Source organism: Nocardia xishanensis NBRC 101358 (assembly GCF_001613365.1).
GTDB lineage: Bacteria > Actinomycetota > Actinomycetes > Mycobacteriales > Mycobacteriaceae > Nocardia > Nocardia xishanensis.
In genome coordinates this window covers 231,844-250,400 of sequence record NZ_BDCF01000008.1, presented here as the reverse complement: position 1 = coordinate 250,400, position 18,557 = coordinate 231,844, and the positions used below count along the sequence as shown (strand labels likewise).

Here is an 18,557-nt window from a genome sequence, read left to right as displayed (position 1 = left end):
TTTCCTGTGACGGAGAGTGGGTCGATGCCGCCCGGCGACGCGTTCGCGCTGAACCGGGTGATCGGTATGGGAACGCCGCAGAGTGTCGGCAGTTTCCGGTTCTGGTTCGCGGACCAGCGGTGGGAGTGGTCGGACGAGGTTGCCTTGATGCACGGGTACTCGCCGGGAACGGTGCGGCCGACGACGGAATTGCTCCTCTCGCACAAACACCCCGACGATCGCGAGCAGGTCGCCACCCGGCTGGCGAAGACCATCGAGACCGCCGAGCCGTTCTCCAGCAGGCACCGGATCATCGACACGAAGGGTGCGGTTCATCACATCATCGTGGTGGCCGACCGGATGGCCGACGAGTCCGGCGAGGTGGTCGGCACCGCTGGCTACTACATCGATGTCACCGAGACGCTCGAGGAACATCGGCAGGAGACCCTGGACGACACGTTGCCGGAGCTGTACGAGGCGCGCGCTGTCATCGAACAGGCGAAGGGCGCGCTGATGCTGGTGTACGGCGTGAGCGCTGAACAGGCTTTTCGCGTGCTGAGCTGGCGTTCCCAGGAAACCAACGTGAAGCTGCGCTCGCTGGCCGCCCAGTTGATCGCCGAGATGAGCGCTGTGACGCAGGCGGCCGTCGGAGTGCGCACGGAATTCGATCACCTGTTGCTCACTGCGCACGAGCGAGTGCAGTGAGCGAGTAATGTGACAGCGCGCCTGCGCATGCCGGAGCCGAGCGCCGGCGAGGCGAAGGCGAGTGCGACGGTAGGGTTCGGTATCACGTCGGCGAAGACCGGCGTTTCAGTTCGTGTCCGACGGGTAAGTGCAACATGAGGGACGCCGCGGTCGCCCGACCACGAGTGATGGCGATTGTTGCGCGGTAGCCTGACGGATCGGCCGCGCGAAACAAGGTGGTGATGGGTGATGGGGGAGTGGACCTCGCAGTCCTCGACAGAAACGACGACCATCGGTGTCCGCGTACCCGCGCGGCTCGAGCAGCTGACGATGCTGCGCGCCCTCGCCGAAACCGTGGCTCTCATCGCGGATTTCGCCATCGACGAGGTCACCGACATCCGGCTCGCGCTCGACGAGGTGGCCACCGTGCTGATCCTGGACGCGGTGCCCGGCTCGGACATCGACTGCGCGTTCACCTACGACGAGAACCGCATGTTCGTGCACGTGTCGTCGATCGTGACGACCGACTCGATAGTGGAACAGGCTGGTTTCGGATGGCACATCGTGCGGACGCTCACCGAATCCATCGCCGCGCAGCAGGAGTCCTACGACGCGGAGCTGTCCGGCCATCGGACGATTGTCGACTTCACCTGGGTGCGAGGGGGCGCCGATGGCGGGTGAGTCGAAGTCGGCGGGCGACAGCTACGACAACATCGAGCCGCTCTTCGAGAAGATCGACGCCCTCCCCCCGGACGACCCGCGCCGCGCCGCCCTCCGCGAGGAGCTGATCGGGCGCTGCCTGCCGCTGGCCGAGCACATCGCGCGCAAGTTCTCCGGACGCGGCGAGGTGTTCGACGATCTGCTCCAGGTCGCGCGGCTCGGCCTGGTGCAGGCCGCCGACCGGTTCGACGTGAGCCGCGGCTCGTCCTTCCTCGCCTTCGCGGTGCCGACCATCATGGGTGAGGTCCGCAGGCACTTCCGCGACAACACCTGGGCCGTTCGAGTGCCGCGGCGCACCAAGGAGATCCAGCTCAGCATCGGCGCGACGGTGGAAGCGCTGTCGCAGCGGCTCGGCCGGATGCCGCGAGCCCGTGAGATCGCCGACGAGCTCGACGTCGACCTGGTCGAGGTCACCCAGGCGCTGATCGCGGGCAACGCTTACCAATCGTCGTCCATCGACGCCGTCGCGGGCGACGATATCGACAGCGCGCCATTGCCGCTGCTGGAAAGCCTCGGCGCCGACGAGCCCTCCTATCACCTGGTGGAGGACTACATGGCCGTCAAGCCGCTCATCGCCGAACTGCCGGATCGCGAGCGGCAGGTGCTGATCATGCGGTTCTTCGAGGGCAAGACCCAGACACAGATCGCCGACGTGCTCGGCGTCTCGCAGATGCACGTTTCCCGGATTCTGGCCAAGACCCTGCGCTGGTTGCGCGAAGAGGCGCTGCGCGACTGAGCCGCGCGACGCCTCACTGCGGATTCGGCGGTGCGGGCGCGGGATCGGGTCCCGGCGTGGGATGACCGGGACCAGGTTCGCGCGGGTCGGGGCCGGGCGGCCGCGTCGGCCGATCGGGTTCCGGCGGGATGGGATGAGCCGGTCCCGGCCCGGGTTCCGGCGGCAGCGGGGAAGGGCCAGGATCGGGCGGGAACGGTGGCGGGAACGGGTGCGGAGCCGGGTCGGGGTTCGGAATCGGTTCCGGTTCCGGCGGCGTCGGCACCGGGTCGGGCTGCGGATTCGGGGGTATGGGATCGGGTATCGGCTGTGGCGTGTGGTCGTCCATGCGACATCTCCTCGGTGGCGCCGTGACCCGCACCGCCGCGAACCTCGGCGGCGAAGGTCGTCATCCAGCGGATACCCACCGCACAGTGGCCGAATCGGTTGCGGCATACGCCTCACTTCCGTTTGCCGACGTTCCGGTTCGGGTACGTGGTGAGACAACCGGACAACGAGACACGAGGGCGCAGAGGGAGTCGTCATGGACGATCAACGACGACCCGCCACCCGGCCTCCGCACGCCGGACCGGGGCAGGCGAGGTCGCTGTACCAGGCACAGGAGATCACCTCGCCCACCCAGCGGCCGGACAGAGCGGGCCGCACCCTGGTCACGCGCAACCACGAGGTGATCAGGCGGTGGGCCGAGGAGCGCGGCGCTCGCCCCGCCACCATGCCGGGCAGCGAGTACAACGGCCGCCTTTGCGTGCTGCGCTTCGACTTTCCCGGCTACGGCGGCGCGGTGCTGCGCCCCGTCGGGTGGGACGAGTGGTTCGCCACCTTCGACGACCGCAGGCTGCGCTTCCTGTACCAGGAGCAGCGAGCCGACGGCTCGCCGAGCAATTTCAACCGGCTGGAGCGTTCGCGGTACGAGGACGGCTGATCCCCGTTTCGGCGGCCCGCCAGCGGCAACCCCTCGAGCATGACCGAATCTTCAGGCGGAGAGCCGCTCGACGACACGACGTGGACCGACGAGATCCCGTCCACCACCGAACAGCTCGACGAGGACGAACTCGACGCCGATCCGCTCGAGGCGGCGATGGACCCGCCCGATGCGTGGACGGCCGCGGAACGCTACGCCGAGTCGCCCGCCGACCTGCGCGCGGGCGAGTCGATCGGCAGGCGTCTCGACGCGGAGGAACCGGACGTCGTGCCGGACGAGCCTCCTCTCACCACGGGCCCGGACGAGTCCTGACCGGAGCGAGCCGAGTGATCGGCGCGGGCCACAGTGCCGCGCCGATCGTCACCCTGTCGGCCTCCTGATCGAAAAGTTGTGCGTCGCAAGCATTCCAGTCCTGCCATAGCTATGAGCACGAATCTCACCGAGCCGAATCACTCGGGTTGTTCGCCGGAGGCGGGCGCGGGCAGCAAGCGGGGAAGCACGATCGAACCCGCGGTCGCCGCGGCGGCGCTGGTGGCGGCGATGGTCCAGCCGACCGGTCCCAGCGGCGTGCAGCCGAAGTAGTTGCACACTCCCGGTGTCATGACCACCGCGCCGAGTACCGCGCCGCTGGCCGCGGTGGTGAGCCACACCAGCGGGCTGTCGTGCCCGGAGATCAGGGTCTGCCCGAGCTGGGTACCGATCAGCGCGACCAAGCCGATGGTGGCGGCGCGCCGGTGCGACCCGGTGTAGCGGGCGACCGTCCACGCGGTCGCCGCGCCGGCTGCGGTGGCGATGCCGCGCACCGCGATGGTGTGCGCGAGTTCCGGCCCCAGTCGCGCGGGCGGGATCTCGGCGAGCTGAGCCGCCCGCTGTTGCGGATCGGCGGCGTCCTGCTCGTCGCGGTCGGGGGACAGGGCGAGCGCCAGTGCGGGGAACATGTCGGTGAGCATGTTCACCAGGAGGAACTGACGGGTACCGAGCGGGGCGTGACCGCTCACCGCGGTGCCGTACAGCGTGAAGGCGACCTCGCCCGCGTTACCGCCGACCAGCACGCCGACTGCGTCGTTGATCCGCTGCCACATGCCGCGCCCCTCGACGAGGGCGTGCAGCAGCGCGGTCGGATCCGGATCGGTGAGCACCAGGTCGGCGGCATTGCGGGCGGCCGCGGAACCGTGTGCCGCCAGACCGATCCCGACGTCCGCGCTGCGGATCGCGGCCGCGTCGTTGCTGCCGTCGCCGGTCATGCCGACGACGTGTCCCGCACGGCGCAACGCGGCGACGATGCGCACTTTCTGTTCCGGAGCGATCCTGGCGAACACCGAGGTCTTCTCGATCAGCTGGGTCTGCGCGCTCTCGTCGAGCCGCTCGAGATCGGCGCCGGTGGCCACCGACTCCGCGTCGATGCCCAGCTGCCGCGCGACGGCCATCGCGGTCACCGGATGATCGCCGGTGATCATGCGGATGCCGATTCCGTTCTCGCGCAGAGCGTTCACCAGCGGCAGGGTCTGCGGACGCGGCGCATCGGCCAACCCGAGGAAGCCGAGCAGGGTGAGGTCCTCGACCGCTTCCTCGACGTCCGCAGGCTCCTCGGTCAAATCGCGGCGGGCCACCACGAGTACTCGGAGGCCCTGTTCGGCGAGATCCCGCACGACGGACTGCGCGCGTTCCCGCTTTCCGTCCGTGAGCGGCTGCATGTCCTGTCCGTTCGTGCGCACCTTGGCGCAGCGCGGGAGCACCACCTCTGGGGCGCCCTTGACCACGAGACGCAGCCTGCGGGTGGTGTAGCCGAGCGCGGCGGCGTAACCGCGGTTGGACTCGAAAGGAATCTCCTCGATCTGATCCCACTGCGCGTCGTCGCCGAGCACGTCGGCGGCATCGATGACCGCTCGATCGGTGGCGTGCAGCATCGGCCCCTCGTCCGGGTCGGGGCAGGCACGCGCGGCATCGCGCAGCAGACGGCGCGCGGTGTCGGATTCGGCATCGGGCGGGAGTTGGTCGTGCAGGTCGGCCAGCGTGGTCAGCCGCAGCCTGCCTTCGGTGAGCGTCCCGGTCTTGTCGAAGCACAGGGTGTCGACCCGGCCGAGCGCCTCGACGGTGCGGTTGGCCCGCACCAGCACGCCGTACCTGGAGAGCCTGCGCGCGGCGGCCAGCTGCGCGACGGTGGCGACCAGCGGCAGGCCTTCGGGCACCGCCGCGACGGCGACGCCGACGCCGTCGGCGATCGCGGTGCGCAGCACTTGACCACGCAACGCGCCCAGCGCCGTCACCGCGCCGCCGCCGGTCAAGGTGAGGGGCAGTGCGCGCTCGGTCAACCGCCGCAATTGCGCTTGGACACCGCCTTTTTCGGGGGGCAACGCGCCCGCGGTGGCGCGGCCGGCCTGGGTGTCGGACCCCACGGCGACCACGACGGCGCACGCCGCGCCGCTCACCACCGTGCTGCCCTCGAACACCATGCACGTCCGGTCGCCGAGTTCGGCGCCAGGCGTCGCGGCCAGCTGCTTCTCCACGGTCACCGATTCGCCGGTCAATCCGGATTCGTCCATCTCGAGATCGTCCAGCCACAGCAGGCGCGCGTCGGCGGGCACGATATCGCCCGCCCGCAGCGCGACGACATCGCCGAGCGCGAGCCGGTGTGCGGGCACCACGCGTGCGTCGGCGCCGTCCGCGTCGAGTTCGGCGCCGCCGTCGCCGATCAAGGCGCGGTCGAGCAGCCGTGCCGTCACCTGTTCGTCGGCGATCAGCTGGTGCAGTGCGTTCTCCGCCTTCTGGCGCTGCCGCGCGGAGACCAGCGCGTTGACGGTCAGTACCGAGGAGAGCAGCGCGGCGTCGGACGGCGAGCCGAGGATGGCGGTGGCGATCGCGCCGACGCCGAGGATCGGGGTGAGCGGGTCGGCCAGCTCGCGGCGAATCTGCCCGGCGAACGAGACCATTGCCGCGAACGGCGCGAGAATCGCCGGGGTGCGCGAGGTTTCGGCAGTCCGCTCGGTCAGGGCCTGTGGTCGCGGCATCCTGGCGAGGACCTCGTCGGCTTCGAGCGCGTGCCAGGGCAGCAGCGGCGCCGAGCTGCCGCGCGGTTCGCCGCGCACCGCCCGCCAGCCCGCGACGGCGCCGCTGAGCAGGCCGACGCAGTGTGCGGTGACCATCGGTGAGTAGCGCCCGTGCCGGGCGGGCCCGGTCGCAAGCAGCAGCCCGCCGAGCGCGCACGCCGAGAGCGCCAGCGCCCTGCCGCGTTCGCTGGCCTGTCTGGCCGGTGCGACGGCGGCGAGCACCCGCTGGGCCTGGTTCAGATCGCGGCAAAGGATGTCCGCGCTCCACGATGGCCGCATCGAGTCGCAGTCCCCGCCGCACACACCGATCGCCACGTCGGACCAAGCCAGCGCCTTGTGCGCGCGGGGGCTCAGCACCGCGACGACGTGACCGTCCAGCTGCGCGCCGTGCACCAGCTTGCTCATCGACACCCCGGCGGAGACGAATTCGTCGGCGAGGGAACGCAACTCGGCGACGTCCTCGCCGCCGACCAGAGTCACTCGCAGACCGGCGTCGTGTGCCGCGCCGAGCACGGCGTAGGCGCGGCGGTTCAGCTCGCGCCCGATCAGGACTCGGCCCACCGGCCGGTCGCCGTCGCGCAATTCGCGCCAGACCGGCCGCAGGGTCGGTCCGCGGTCCGGCATCCCGCTGGAGGGGTGAACCAAGCGCAGGCCATGCGAATTCCGCTGCTGTGCTGTGTCTTTCGCCCCGGATCCGCCTTGGTCCGCGCTGGCGCGGAGCAGACGCTGGGCCGCGCTCCACACGTGGGCCGCGGCGCGCTGTTCGTTCGCTTTCACCCGCTCACCCAGGTCGTCCTCAGCGGGGCCGGACCCGTTTTTCGACAATCGGCGCGCCACGTCGCCCGGCGTGACTCGGGAACCGCCGTGGGTGGTCTCGTCGGTGCCGGCCGACGCGCGGTCCGGCCGACGCCGCCTGCGCGGATCCCGCCACTGCGGATCGATGGCCTCGGCGGCCAGCACCAGGCGGCGCGAAGTGAGCAAGGATTCGCCGTCCACCACGATCGCGCTGAGGCGGTCGAGCCGTCGCCAGACGGCCGGCTCCAGAGTGAGCACGCCCGCGCGCGACATGGTGGTCGACACGGCGGCCGCGTAGGCCTCCCTGGTGGCGCGGGCGGCCTTGGGCGCGCCGAGTTCCAGCGCCTCCGCCGCGGCGCTGCCGCTCCTGGACACGCCGAATGCCGCTGCGCTGAGCAACGCGCCCGCCGAGGTCTCGTCGCCGACCCGTTCCACGGGTCCGCGCGGCAGCTCGGCAGGCCTGGTGTGCGGCGGCAGTGGCTCGTCGACGGAGAGCGCCGCGTGCGTGGTGAGTTCGCATTCCCAGCGGCGCCACTGGGCACGTCGCGCCATCACTTCGGTGAGCACCATCGTGCGCTGCATCGTGTCGGCGAACAGGTTCGCCATGCCCTCGGTGGGCTTTTCGCCGAGTGCGTTGCCGATCGCCGTCGCGGTGCTCAGCACCAGATCCGTCCTCGGACGTCCCAATCGATCCTCCAGCATGCGTCGCAATCGCGGCTGGGAATCGGTGAACGCGGCCACCGAACGCAGCGCTCGCACCGGCGGCTTGAGCGGCAGCAGCCAGGAAGCGCTCGTGACGGCCATCGCGCACAGATCCCCGGCGACCTGAATGCCTGCGACCAGCAACGGTTCTCGATCCGCGGGAAACTCTTCGCGGCGGCTCCACTCGCGGTCGGCGACATCGGCGTCGCTCTCTGTCCGCTCGACCGCGGCGAGCAGGGTCGGCAGGTCGGCCGCGCCGTCGGCGAGTGCGGCGACCAGCCGTCCGGTGACCGCGTTGACCTCCCACCAGCGCACCGCGCGCAGCCGATCGAGTCGTTTGGCGAGCGCCCGCGTGATGTCCGGGTTGTGCTCGTCGGTGAGCCCGCGCACCTCGACGGTCGCGCGGTTCTCGCAGACGGCGATCCGCCGCTGGGTCCGTCCCGCGTGCGGATCGACGAGGTCGGCCAGATCGTCTCCCAGGTGGCCTGCGGCGTCGGGCAGCACCAGTTCGGCGCCAGCGACGGCAGCGCGCACGCCGGTCTCTGCGACGCGGACCGGTACGGTGGCGACCTTCAGCCCGGCATCGAAGGCCAACCCGGCTCCGGACCGGGCGACATCGACCGCCGTGCCCGCGACAGCGGAGACCAGCGGATTGAAGACGATTCCTCGCACCGATAAGCCCATACCGGACAGCTACCCCGCAGGGGACCCGGCAAACAGCTACCGGAGGCCGTCCCGCCGCTGTTCGCGGCGGTCGCGCCGCGCGTATCGGCGGGCCTCATCGGGGCGGGTCGAACGTGTCGTAGATCACCGCCGATTTGCGATCGCCGCCCGTACAGGCAAGGGTGGAAAACCGGACGCACACCAGAAGCCCGGCAATCCGGGCATGGAACGGGAGCCGCGGATGCGTGGAACGGTGACCACGCTGTCGACACTGGCCGCGGCCGGTGTCGCGCTCACCCTGGGCGCGGGAGCCGCCTCGGCGATCGCGGCGAATCCCGTTCCGGACGGCACTCGCGTCGACCTCGAGCAGGCCGAAGCGGGCGTCTCCGGCGAGGTCACCGCGCCTCCCCCGGTGGGAGCAGCGGTCCCGTAGGACCGGCTCACACACGGTCCTCGCGATACGTCAGGAGCGGCGCGGGCCGGCTACCCGATGTTTACCGAGCGGTCGCTACGGGTACTCGTGTGTTCGGCAAGCTGCTCGAAGCGGACTGTCGCGTCGTTGGGCATGCGATTTCCGCATCACGCCGCGCTTCCGCCTGTCTGCAAGGGATGAGGTCTTGAGCGCGAACCTGATGATCGTGGACGACGACGACCAGATCCGCGGCGCACTGCGGATAGCCATGGAGGACGAAGGGTACGACGTCGCCGAGGCGCACGAAGCCGAGGACGCGCTGACATATCTGCGCAGCAACGGGGCTCCCGATGTGATGATCGTCGAGCTGATGCTCGGCGACATGGACGGATTCGACTGCATCAGAGAGATCCGCCGCGACCACGACGTCCCGATCATCGTGATCAGCTCGCGCGACGACACCCACGATGTGGTAGCCGCCCTGGAGGCGGGCGCCGACGACTTCGTCACCAAACCCTTCGAAATCAAGGAAATCTCCGCCCGCATGCGCGCATTGCGCCGCAGAGCGCGGCTGGCCGCCGAACGAGACGCGCCGCGCGAAATAGTGCTGGACGCATACCGGGCCGCGCCTTTGGTGCTCGACCGCGACGGCGGTGCGGTACGCCGCGGCGACGAGGAAATTCGCCTGACAATCACCGAATTTCGGCTCCTCTGCGAACTCGCGGAATCGCCGGGGCGGGTGCTCAGCCGCGCGCTGCTACTCGAACGTGTGTGGGACGACGGATTTTTCGGCGACGAACGCATTGTAGACGTCCATATGCGCCGGCTGCGCACCAAGATCGAGCGCGATCCCTCCGATCCGCGCGTCGTTGTCACTGTGCGCGGTCTGGGATATCGCCTCGACGTGCAACGTTGATCACATTTTGTTTCGCCTCGTGATCTGTTCGTAATACAACCGCAAAGAGATCGACCACTTCAGCTCAAAGTTGGTTGGCAAATCTGGATGAGTACTGCAGACCCGAGCTGGGAGTTGTATGTCACTGCCAACCTTGTCCACGGAAACGATCGATCGCGCCGACCTCGCGTCGGCATGGCGCAGATCCGACCGCATCGGTGTTCCACGTCTACGCGCGCCGCAACTGGGTGACGCCGCCCAGATCTGGCGGATCGCAAAGGATTCCCACGTGCTCGACACCAACTCGAGCTACGCGTACCTGCTGTGGTGTCGGGACTTCCCCGGTACCACGGTGGTCGCCGAGGTGGACGGCAGGGTCGTCGGCTTCGTCATCGGCTACCTGCGCCCGCAGGCGCCGGACACCGTATTCGTCTGGCAGGTGGCGGTTTCGCAGAGCGAGCGCGGCCGGGGCACCGGCACCGCGCTGATCGAGCACCTGCTCGACACCGTCGCCCCGCACGGGGTGACCGCGCTGGAAACCACCATCTCGCCGGACAATCCGGCTTCGGTCGCGATGTTCGCGGCCGTCGCCCGTCGCCGTGGCGCGCGAATGACCAAGCGCCCCTTGTTCGATCCTGGCGTCTTCCCCGACAACCACGCCGCGGAAGACCTCTATCGCATCGCGCCGACCGCGCAGCGAAAGCCTGAGAAGGAGCTTCGATGATCACCGCCGAAACCACCGTCTTCGAGTCACTGGAGTCGAATGTGCGCGGTTACTGCCGCGCCTGGCCCACTGTGTTCACCACCGCGAAGGGCGCCTGGCTGCGCGACGAGGACGGCAAGGACTACCTCGACTTCTTCGCGGGCGCGGGCGCGTTGAACTACGGCCACAACAACCCGATCCTCAAGCAGCCTCTGCTGGACTACATCGCGAGCGACGGCATCACCCACGGCCTCGACATGTCCACCGCGGCCAAGCGCAAGCTGCTCGAGACCCTGCGCGACACCGTCTTCGCTCCCCGCGATCTGGATTACAAGGTGCAGTTCCCTGGCCCGACCGGAGCGAACGCCGTCGAGGCCGCGCTCAAGCTGGCCCGCAAGGTGACCGGCAGGGAGACCATCCTGAGCTTCACCAACGCCTTCCACGGCATGACCCTCGGCGCGCTGTCGGTGACCGGCAACGCCGCCAAGCGCGCCGGTGCGGGCGTGCCGCTGGTGCACGCGGCGCACATGCCCTACGACGGCTACTTCGACAACACCACCGCCGACTTCCAGTGGATGGAGCGGGTGCTCGACGACACGTCCTCCGGCTTCGACCGTCCCGCCGCGGTAATCGTGGAGACGGTGCAGGGCGAGGGCGGCGTGAACGTCGCTCGCGCGGAATGGCTTCGGCACCTCGCGAAGCTGTGCGAGGAGCGCGAGATCCTGCTGATCGTCGACGACGTGCAGATGGGCTGCGGCCGCACCGGTCCGTTCTTCTCCTTCGAGATCGCCGGGATCACCCCCGACATCGTGACGCTGTCAAAGTCGATCGGCGGCTACGGATTGCCCATGGCGCTGGTGCTTTTCAAGTCCGAGCTGGACCAGTGGGCGCCCGGCGAGCACAACGGCACCTTCCGCGGCAACAACCCCGCCTTCGTCACCGCGCAGACCGCGCTACAGCACTACTGGTCCGACGACACGCTGGAGAACGCGACGCAGGCCAAGGGCACCCGAATCGCGCACGCGCTCGGCGAGGTCGCCGATCACTTCCCCGGCCTGTCGACCCGCGGCCGCGGCCTGGTGCACGGCATCGCCTTCGACGACCCGTCGCAGGCGGGCAAGGTCTGCCAGGTGGCCTTCGAACGCGGCCTGCTGGTCGAGACCTCCGGTTCCACCGACGAGGTGGTGAAGCTGTTGCCGCCGTTGACGATCACCGACGAGGAACTCGACCACGGTCTGCAGCTGCTCACCGGCGCCATCGACACCGTCTGCACCGGCTGGGGCCGTCTGCACCACCGCGGCCCGGCCGAGGGAGGTGAGCTGCGGTGATCGTGCGCACCACCGCGGGGATCACCGGCACCGACCGCGACGTCGCGGGCGACGGCTGGCGTAGCAAGCGGATCGTGCTCGGCGGCGACGGCGTCGGTTTCTCCTTCCACGAGACCACCATCGAGGAAGGGACCGTGCACGAGTTCCACTACCGCCACCACGTGGAGGCGGTGTGGTTGATCGAGGGCGAGGGAACGCTCACGGACCTGGACAACGACGTCACCTACGAGCTCGCCCCCGGTTCCATGTACCTGCTCGACGGCCACGAACGCCATCGCCTCGAGGTGCGCAGCGCCATGCGGATGATGTGCGTGTTCAATCCGCCGGTCACCGGGCAGGAGGTTCACGACAGCAACGGCGTCTATCCGCTTGTCGCGGCGCCGATCGGCTGAAAGGAGCGGCGAGAAGTGTTGCCACAGACCATCGAGCGCGACGAGGTCGAGCGCATCGATCGGTACCCCACCCGCACCGGTGCGCGCACCGCGCACATCGAGCGACCCGATCCGACGGTGTGGGGCGCGATCGAGTCCGCTGAGCTGACCACGTTCGACCGCGACGGCTTCGCGGTCGTCGAGGATCTGCTCACCCCGGACGAGGTGGCGTTGTTCAGCGCCGAGATCGGCAGGCTCGCCGCCGATCCGGCGCTGGCCGAGGACGACCGTCTCATCGTCGAGAAGGCCTCACAGCGGGTCAGGTCCATCTTCGAGGTGCACAAGCTCAGCGGCGCGGTGGCCGATCTGGTGCGCGAATCGCGGGTGGCCGGGCTGGCGAGGCAGGTGCTCGGTTCCGATGTCTACCTGCATCAGAGTCGGATCAACTACATGCCGGGCTTTCGTGGCACCGGCTTCTACTGGCATTCGGATTTCGAGACCTGGCACGCCGAGGACGGCATGCCGAGCCCGCGCGCGGTGAGCCTGTCCATCGCGTTGACGGACAATCATCCCGTCAACGGGAGTCTGATGGTGATGCCGGGCTCGCACCGCACCTTCGTGCCGTGTCAGGGCAGCACGCCCGCCGAGCACTACCGGGAGTCGTTGCAGGAGCAGGAGATCGGGGTGCCGACCACCGACGATATCGGCACGCTGGCGAGAAAGCACGGCATCGTGCAGTTCACCGGCCGCGCGGGATCGGCGCTGCTGTTCGACTCGAACATCATGCACGGCTCGTCGAACAACATCACCCCGTTCCCGCGCTCGAACATCTTCCTGGTGTTCAACAGCGTCGAGAACACCTTGGAGGAGCCGTTCGCCGCACCGGGGCGGCGACCCACCTACATCGGCAGCCGGGATTTCACGCCGGTGTAGGCGGTTCCGCCGCCGCGCACGGCGTGGTTCGGCTCCGGGCGCGGCCATCCCACGCACGCCGTGCCGCGCGCGTCCCATCCGAGGGGGCGGGCGGCACGGCGTTCTTTTGCGCCGCTTCGGTATTCACCCTCGCCTCGCGCGAGCGGCGGCCTCAGCGGAGGTTTTCACGGTAACCGCAGCCGCGCCCGGCGGTAAGTCATCGGCTGTCGGCCCGAATTCGACGGTCATGTGCGGCCATCGAGGGTCGGCCGGCGCCAGAGGGTGAGGTCGCTGCTGGTGGCGATCGCCAGAGTGAGCCCGGATGGGGAGAACCCGGCCGCGCGGAAGGTGGAGTAGTCGGAGTGGAAGATGTGCCACCAGCCCCGGCCCGGTGGGTCTCGGTAGATGTCGCCGTCGGAGGAGAGCAGCACACGCTCGTTCGGCCATTCGGGAGCGACGGTGTCCAGGGCCCAGCCGTCGGGGGTGGTGCGATGGAGACCGCCGCCGGAGAGCCCGGCGATGTGCACCCGGGTGCCCGCGATCGGTCCGAGCCCGGGGCAGGCCAGATCCGGTGTGTCCTCGGGTGTGCTCGTCGCGGGGTCGGGCTCGTGTTCTCGGGCGATCTTCTCTCCGGTGACCGCGTCGAAAAGTCCGTGGCCGTCGAGGGACACGACCATGACCAGGTCGTGTCCACTGTCGGGATGGACAGAGAAACCGATGCCGAGCAGTCCACCGATGGGCGTTCGGCGGTCCCGGACCGGGTGCCATGGCGCCGGGGCCGGTAGGACGGGGGCGGCCAGAAAGTGGTCGCGCAACCGTCGCTGGTGGTCCGAGAGCAACACATCCTCCATCGAACGGCGTCTGCCCGGCACGGCTTCGACTGCGCCGCTGCGCTGTTCACCCTCGCCCCGCCGAGGCGAGCCGCAGCCGTAGATGTTCATCGTGACCGTGAGGGTGGCGAGACGGGTGTCGAGCCGGAGTTCGTGAACCCGCCGCTCGAGCGTATCCCGGTCCGCGGCGGGCAGTTTCGCCCACGCCTCGCCGAGGACCGGGGACGGTCGCGAAGCTTTCTCGATCACATTGCGCAGGTCCGCGCGAAATGCGGAATGTATTCGCATAATTGGACGTCCGACCGAAAAGTCGCCGCTGCATCCCCTCGGCAACATCGGGCCTTGACCTAACTGTTACCTATCGGTACAAATACGTGACCACGCCCATCCGCGCACACGGATGGGCCGGAGAGAAATGCACACAGTTGGTTACCGATGTCATCACCGTCGATGCCGAGTACGCAGTCGACCGCACCGCGATGTGGGATCTGCTCACCGAGACGCAGACCTACGCGCGAATGTTTCAGGGGGTCGGATCCTGCGAGCGCGCCGAAACATCAGAAACGCGAACCGTTCTGATAATCCGCGCCGGTGGGCCCGACATCGAGATCACCGTACCGCCCATTCATCTGGTTGTCGCGCGGAAGCACGAAATTCTCGAATTGCAGTGTCCGGGCGCGGGCGGATTCGCCTCGGTGCAGCTGCGCGGCGACGCCGGGCGCACCCGCGTGACGGTGACGTACGTCGGTGTGGGACGGGTGAATCCGAGCATCGGCGCGTTCGACAAGTCGCAGGTGATCGCGTGGACCGAAGCGGGTCTCGACCGGATCGCCGACGCGGTGCGCGGTGCGCCGACCTCGGTGCTGGTCAACGGCGAGGACTCACCGGCGCGCTTGCAGGTCGGCATCGCCAGGCAACTCGTCACCACCGGCGTCGTGCGGAGCTACCGGCCCGACCGCGGGCTGAAGCAGCTGAGCGGACTGGCCAAATGGGGCTTCACCCTGGCGGGCGGCTATGCGGCCGCCGCGGCATACACTCCCAAGCGACCGGCGCTGATCGACGCCCGCACCGCCTACAGCTTCGCCGACGTGGACGGCCGCACCCATCGGCTGGCGGGCGCGCTGGTGGCGATGGGCATGGGGGAGGGCAGCGCGATCGGAGTGCTCTGCCGCAACAGCGCCGCGATGGTCGAGTGCATGGTCGCGGCGGGCAAGGTCGGCATCGACGCCGTGCTGATCAACACCGGGCTTTCGGCGCGTCAGATCCGCGACGTGGTCGAAAAGCACGAGCTCGCCGCGATATTCCGCGACGACGAATTCGATCCGCTGCTGCGATCGGTGTCGCCGGAGCTACCCCGCTATTCGACCTCGGACCCGTATCAGGGCGGCCCAGCGACGGTCGACGACCTGGTCGCGTGGGACACCCCGCCCTTCACCAGACCCGCGCAGCCGGGACGACTGATCGTGCTGACCTCGGGCACCAGCGGCGCGCCGAAGAGCGCACGACGCCCGCAGCCCAAGGGTTTCGGCACCATCGCCGCCCTGCTCTCGCGCATCCCGTTCCGGATGGACGAGATGATGCTCATCCCGGCGCCGCTATTCCACACCTGGGGTCTGGCCGCATTGCAGATCAGCACGCCGATCCGGGCGAGCGTACTGCTCACCGAGCGTTTCGACGCCGAGGAGTGCCTGCGCCTGATCGCGGAATACCGCGTCAGCGCGATGGTCGTGGTGCCGGTGATGGTGAACCGCATCCTCGACCTGCCCGCGCACGTCAAGGCGCGCTACGACACCTCGAGCCTGCGGATCGTGGCCAGTTGCGGTGCGCCGCTCGCCGGTTCGGCCGTGCTGCGGTTCATGGACACCTTCGGCGACGTCATCTACAACATCTACGGCTCCACCGAAGTGTCCTGGGCGACCATCGCCGATCCCGCCGACCTGCGCGCCGCGCCGACCACCGCGGGACGCCCGCCGCTCGGCACGAAACTCGCGGTGCTGGACGCGAATCTGCGCCCGGTGCCGCGCGGGGTGACCGGGCGCATCTTCGTCAACAACCACATGCTCTTCGACGGCTACACCGATGCCGCGCCGCCCGCCGAATCCGCAGGCATGCTCGACACCGGCGATCTCGGGTACGTCGACGCCGACGGCCTGGTGTATGTCGCGGGCCGCGACGACGAGATGATCATCTCCGGCGGCGAGAACGTCTTCCCGCGCCCGGTGGAGGAGGCGTTGCTGCGCCTGCCGCAGGTCAGCGAGGTGGCCGTGGTCGGCGTGCCGGACCGCGAGTTCGGCCAGCGCCTCGCCGCGTTCGTGGTGACCCGTGAGGGTTCCCGGCTCGACCGTGACACGGTGCGCGACTACATCCGGCATCGGCTCAGCCGGTTCTCCGTGCCGCGCGACGTGACGTTCCTCGATGCCCTGCCACGCAACGCGACCGGAAAGATCCTGAAACGCGCTCTGGTCCAGCCCGGCTGATCACCGCGCGATGATGCGTCGCAACGCCGCCAGATCCTTCTCCAGCGTCCGGAACAGCCAATACACGCCGACGAAGGCCGCGGCGCTGCCGACGCACAGCACCCGCAGCGCCACGATGACCAACGGAATGTCCTCGGCGGGGATGAAGGTCGCGCCCGCGACGCCGAGCAGCGGTACCGCGGCCGCGATGGCGAGGAAGTAGTCGCTGCGCCGGTCCAGCGTCTTCAGCTGGTCGGCGTCCGCGCGTCCGAGTCCACCGTGCGGCAGGAACATCGGATACAGGCTGCGTACAGCGTAGAAGCTGACCAGGAAGTACGGGTAGGCCATCGCGATCGCGCCGCACACGATCTGGGTGACGAAGAAGTGCAAGTAGGCGTCCGTAGTGAGCCGACTGCCCGAAGCCGTCACCGTCACCGGCACGACCACGCCGGACAACGCCCACAACGCGAAGCAGGTGAGCACGTTGCGCTGCGCGAGTCGCAGGGTGTCCGAGCGCGCCTTGGCGAGCCGGGCCGCGTCGTACTCGCGGCCGCCGTGCAGCCCGAAGGCGATGGCCAGGGGACCGGCGATCAGCACGTTGGTGACGATGAAGCCGATCAGGAAGCACAGGCCGTAGGCGTTCGGCGCGATCTCGCTGAATTGTTGCTGGGCTTGTTCGTCCATCTTGTCGATGATCAGCGTCCGGTTGTGGTGGTAGCTGTAGAAGATGGCCAGCGAGTTCGGGATACCGATGGCGACGGCCATCACCGGAATGATCCAGAGCCGGGCCCGCAATCGCCAGCTGCCAGGCGGCGGATCCACCAGATCGCGGGCGCGGGCGTCCAGGCAGACGTCGAACTGCTGGGCCATGTCCGCGCCGGTCGCCCACCGGCGGTCGGGATCGGGTTCGAGCGCCCGGACCAGCGCGCGGCGCAGCGCGGCGGGGCAATCCGGCGGGAGATCCTCGTAGGGCAGCGCGTCCGGGCCCGCGGCGCGGCGGCCCAGCATGCCGTCCAGAGTGGTGCGGTCGCCCCCGGTCACCGATTCGTCGTGGAAGGGCTTGTTTCCGGTCAGCAGCTCCCACAGCATCACGGCCAGCGAGTACAGATCGCTACGGCTGTCGAGATCGGCCGCGGTGGTGGATTTGTCGGGATGCACCGCCGCCAGCTGCTCCGGCGACATGTACGCCAGCGACCCGCCGAAGTAGGCCACCGGGCTGGCGCCGGAGACGTTGCCGCTGAAGCTGATGTTGAAATCGGCGAGCTTCGGAATGCCCTCCGCGGTCAGCAGGACGTTGGCGGGTTTGAGATCGCGGTGCAGCACTCCGCACCGGCCCGCGTAGTCGAGCGCCTCGGCCAGCCTGCGGCCGAGCCAGGCGATGGTCTCCGGCCACGACAACGTGGCGAGCTCGGCGCGCACCGTCGACTCGACCGGCGTGATCTCGCCCTTCGCCGCCAGCACCGCGTCGATGACCTCCAGCAGCATCGCGCCGCTGCGTTCGGCGGTCGGCGTCACGCGCACCCGCTCCAGCACCGAATACAACGTGCCGCCCGGCACGTACTGCATGTAGAGCAGGCGCAACCGGCGAGAGGGCAGCACCCGCTGATCGAAGACCCGCACGATGTACTCGTGGTCGAGCTGGGCCAGTGTCTGCGGCTCCGAGCCCTTGTTCTGCGAGATCTTCAGCGCGACCAACCGCTGCATGGACCGCTGCCTGGCCAGGAACACCTTGGCGAAGGCGCCGCGGCCGAGGCTGGTCATCAGGTCGAAGTCGTCGATGCGCTGGCCGACCTCGATGTCGTCGAGCCGGTCCGGTTCGGTGGCGGCCGTCATCATCGTGCTGTGGTAGTCGTCGGTCGCCAACATCTCCGAAAGCTCTTGGGCCTGAGCCGGATACGCCGCGGTGTACTCGCCGACCCGCACCGAACTGCCTGCTTTCCTTCGCACGTGGAACTCCTCGTAGATGAGGTCCGGCGGCAAAGGCCATGTGCTCAGCTCGGGCAGTTCCGCGACGTACTCGGCGAGGCGCTTGGGTCCGGTGTTGCGCGACCACCGGTTCACCAGATCGACCTTGATCAGCTCGATCAGCGACACCCGGCGGATGGCGGGCGAGTCGGGCAGGAAGGCGGGCAGGTCCGGCGGCGTCGGCCCGTCCCGCCATGCCTCCGCGAACCGGGCCACGACCTCGGCGACACCGGTGCCGCGCCCCACCGCGGCGGGCGACGCGCCCCCCGCGACCGTCGCCCCCGGTACGGGTGTAGCGGGGTGCGCCATGTGCGCATACTATCGCCGCGCCAGGGCGGTGACCCGCGCATTCCGCGACGAGATCGACGAACCCGTGCATCGGCGTCACGACAAGGCCCGATGCAGCGCGATCCACCGCGCCGGGTCGACCGTTCCGGCCG

16 protein-coding genes are annotated in these 18,557 nt (G+C 69.1%); 12 read left to right on the top strand and 4 right to left on the bottom strand.

Features of this window, described 5'->3' with window-relative positions; genetic code table 11:
* Positions 1-6: 6 nt before the first annotated feature.
* The 3 genes from NX1_RS09200 (at position 7) to NX1_RS09190 (ending at position 2,119) form a co-directional block, all read left to right on the top strand.
* Entirely contained in the window at positions 7-684 is a 678-nt protein-coding gene (locus NX1_RS09200; RefSeq protein WP_373864870.1) for a PAS and ANTAR domain-containing protein, read from the top strand.
* A gap of 228 nt (positions 685-912) precedes the next feature.
* Positions 913-1,344 carry an ATP-binding protein gene (locus tag NX1_RS09195; RefSeq protein WP_068056587.1) on the top strand — a complete coding sequence of 144 codons (432 nt, stop codon included), beginning with the start codon at positions 913-915 and terminating at the stop codon, positions 1,342-1,344.
* Positions 1,334-2,119: an RNA polymerase sigma factor SigF gene (locus tag NX1_RS09190; protein ID WP_068056585.1), complete on the top strand. Its 786-nt coding sequence runs from the start codon at positions 1,334-1,336 to the stop codon at positions 2,117-2,119. Before NX1_RS09195 ends, NX1_RS09190 begins: the two co-directional genes overlap by 11 nt.
* A gap of 13 nt (positions 2,120-2,132) precedes the next feature.
* Here the strand turns inward: NX1_RS09190 and NX1_RS36110 are convergent, their stop codons facing one another.
* Positions 2,133-2,444: a hypothetical protein gene (locus tag NX1_RS36110; protein WP_157119636.1), complete on the bottom strand. Its 312-nt coding sequence runs from the start codon at positions 2,442-2,444 to the stop codon at positions 2,133-2,135.
* A gap of 195 nt (positions 2,445-2,639) precedes the next feature.
* Here NX1_RS36110 and NX1_RS09185 point away from each other — a divergent pair, with 195 nt between their 5' ends.
* Both NX1_RS09185 and NX1_RS09180 read left to right on the top strand, forming a co-directional pair.
* Positions 2,640-3,038, top strand: a complete 399-nt coding sequence (locus NX1_RS09185) for a hypothetical protein (protein WP_068056583.1) — start codon at positions 2,640-2,642, stop codon at positions 3,036-3,038.
* 39 nt (positions 3,039-3,077) lie between these two features.
* Positions 3,078-3,350, top strand: coding sequence for a hypothetical protein (locus NX1_RS09180; protein WP_218024088.1), 273 nt, complete (start codon positions 3,078-3,080; stop codon positions 3,348-3,350).
* Between the two features lie 137 nt (positions 3,351-3,487).
* Here NX1_RS09180 and NX1_RS09175 read toward each other — a convergent pair whose 3' ends face one another.
* Positions 3,488-8,254 carry a cation-translocating P-type ATPase gene (locus tag NX1_RS09175; RefSeq protein ID WP_169812207.1) on the bottom strand — a complete coding sequence of 1,589 codons (4,767 nt, stop codon included), beginning with the start codon at positions 8,252-8,254 and terminating at the stop codon, positions 3,488-3,490.
* 232 nt (positions 8,255-8,486) lie between these two features.
* On the opposite strand from NX1_RS09175, the gene NX1_RS09170 reads away from it, so the two are divergent.
* The 6 genes from NX1_RS09170 to thpD all read left to right on the top strand — a co-directional run bounded on the left by NX1_RS09170 (position 8,487) and on the right by thpD (position 12,887).
* Entirely contained in the window at positions 8,487-8,678 is a 192-nt protein-coding gene (locus tag NX1_RS09170; RefSeq protein ID WP_157119635.1) for a hypothetical protein, read from the top strand.
* Positions 8,679-8,862: 184 nt separating this feature from the next.
* On the top strand, positions 8,863-9,573 hold the full coding sequence (locus tag NX1_RS09165; RefSeq protein ID WP_068056575.1) for a response regulator transcription factor: 711 nt from the start codon (positions 8,863-8,865) through the stop codon (positions 9,571-9,573).
* Positions 9,574-9,691: 118 nt separating this feature from the next.
* Entirely contained in the window at positions 9,692-10,276 is a 585-nt protein-coding gene (ectA, locus tag NX1_RS09160; RefSeq protein WP_084501262.1) for a diaminobutyrate acetyltransferase, read from the top strand.
* The gene (ectB, locus tag NX1_RS09155; RefSeq protein ID WP_068056573.1) at positions 10,273-11,583 is read left to right on the top strand and encodes a diaminobutyrate--2-oxoglutarate transaminase; all 1,311 of its coding nucleotides are present in this window, start codon (positions 10,273-10,275) and stop codon (positions 11,581-11,583) included. The genes ectA and ectB overlap by 4 nt, the downstream gene beginning before the upstream one ends.
* Positions 11,580-11,975, top strand: coding sequence for an ectoine synthase (locus NX1_RS09150; RefSeq protein ID WP_068056571.1), 396 nt, complete (start codon positions 11,580-11,582; stop codon positions 11,973-11,975). The genes ectB and NX1_RS09150 overlap by 4 nt, the downstream gene beginning before the upstream one ends.
* A gap of 18 nt (positions 11,976-11,993) precedes the next feature.
* Positions 11,994-12,887, top strand: coding sequence for an ectoine hydroxylase (thpD, locus tag NX1_RS09145; protein ID WP_373864872.1), 894 nt, complete (start codon positions 11,994-11,996; stop codon positions 12,885-12,887).
* Positions 12,888-13,111: 224 nt separating this feature from the next.
* Here thpD and NX1_RS09140 read toward each other — a convergent pair whose 3' ends face one another.
* The gene (locus tag NX1_RS09140; RefSeq protein ID WP_218024087.1) at positions 13,112-13,945 is read right to left on the bottom strand and encodes a hypothetical protein; all 834 of its coding nucleotides are present in this window, start codon (positions 13,943-13,945) and stop codon (positions 13,112-13,114) included.
* 176 nt (positions 13,946-14,121) lie between these two features.
* Here NX1_RS09140 and NX1_RS09135 point away from each other — a divergent pair, with 176 nt between their 5' ends.
* A complete protein-coding gene (locus NX1_RS09135) occupies positions 14,122-16,173 on the top strand; it encodes an AMP-binding protein (RefSeq protein ID WP_084501281.1) in 2,052 nt (683 codons plus the stop codon).
* Here NX1_RS09135 and NX1_RS09130 read toward each other — a convergent pair whose 3' ends face one another.
* Positions 16,174-18,426: a serine/threonine-protein kinase gene (locus NX1_RS09130; RefSeq protein WP_084501261.1), complete on the bottom strand. Its 2,253-nt coding sequence runs from the start codon at positions 18,424-18,426 to the stop codon at positions 16,174-16,176.
* Positions 18,427-18,557: the final 131 nt, after the last annotated feature.

Excerpts from the sequence above, each read along its gene's own strand:
- ectB (WP_068056573.1), top strand. The coding sequence starts at position 10,273 with ATGATCACCGCCGAAACCACCGTCTTCGAGTCACTGGAGTCGAATGTG.
- NX1_RS09195 (WP_068056587.1), top strand. The coding sequence starts at position 913 with ATGGGGGAGTGGACCTCGCAGTCCTCGACAGAAACGACGACCATCGGT.
- NX1_RS09185 (WP_068056583.1), top strand. The coding sequence starts at position 2,640 with ATGGACGATCAACGACGACCCGCCACCCGGCCTCCGCACGCCGGACCG.
- NX1_RS09180 (WP_218024088.1), top strand. The coding sequence starts at position 3,078 with ATGACCGAATCTTCAGGCGGAGAGCCGCTCGACGACACGACGTGGACC.
- NX1_RS09170 (WP_157119635.1), top strand. The coding sequence starts at position 8,487 with ATGCGTGGAACGGTGACCACGCTGTCGACACTGGCCGCGGCCGGTGTC.
- NX1_RS09130 (WP_084501261.1), bottom strand. The coding sequence starts at position 18,426 with ATGGCGCACCCCGCTACACCCGTACCGGGGGCGACGGTCGCGGGGGGC.
- ectA (WP_084501262.1), top strand. The coding sequence starts at position 9,692 with ATGTCACTGCCAACCTTGTCCACGGAAACGATCGATCGCGCCGACCTC.
- NX1_RS09190 (WP_068056585.1), top strand. The coding sequence starts at position 1,334 with ATGGCGGGTGAGTCGAAGTCGGCGGGCGACAGCTACGACAACATCGAG.
- NX1_RS36110 (WP_157119636.1), bottom strand. The coding sequence starts at position 2,444 with ATGGACGACCACACGCCACAGCCGATACCCGATCCCATACCCCCGAAT.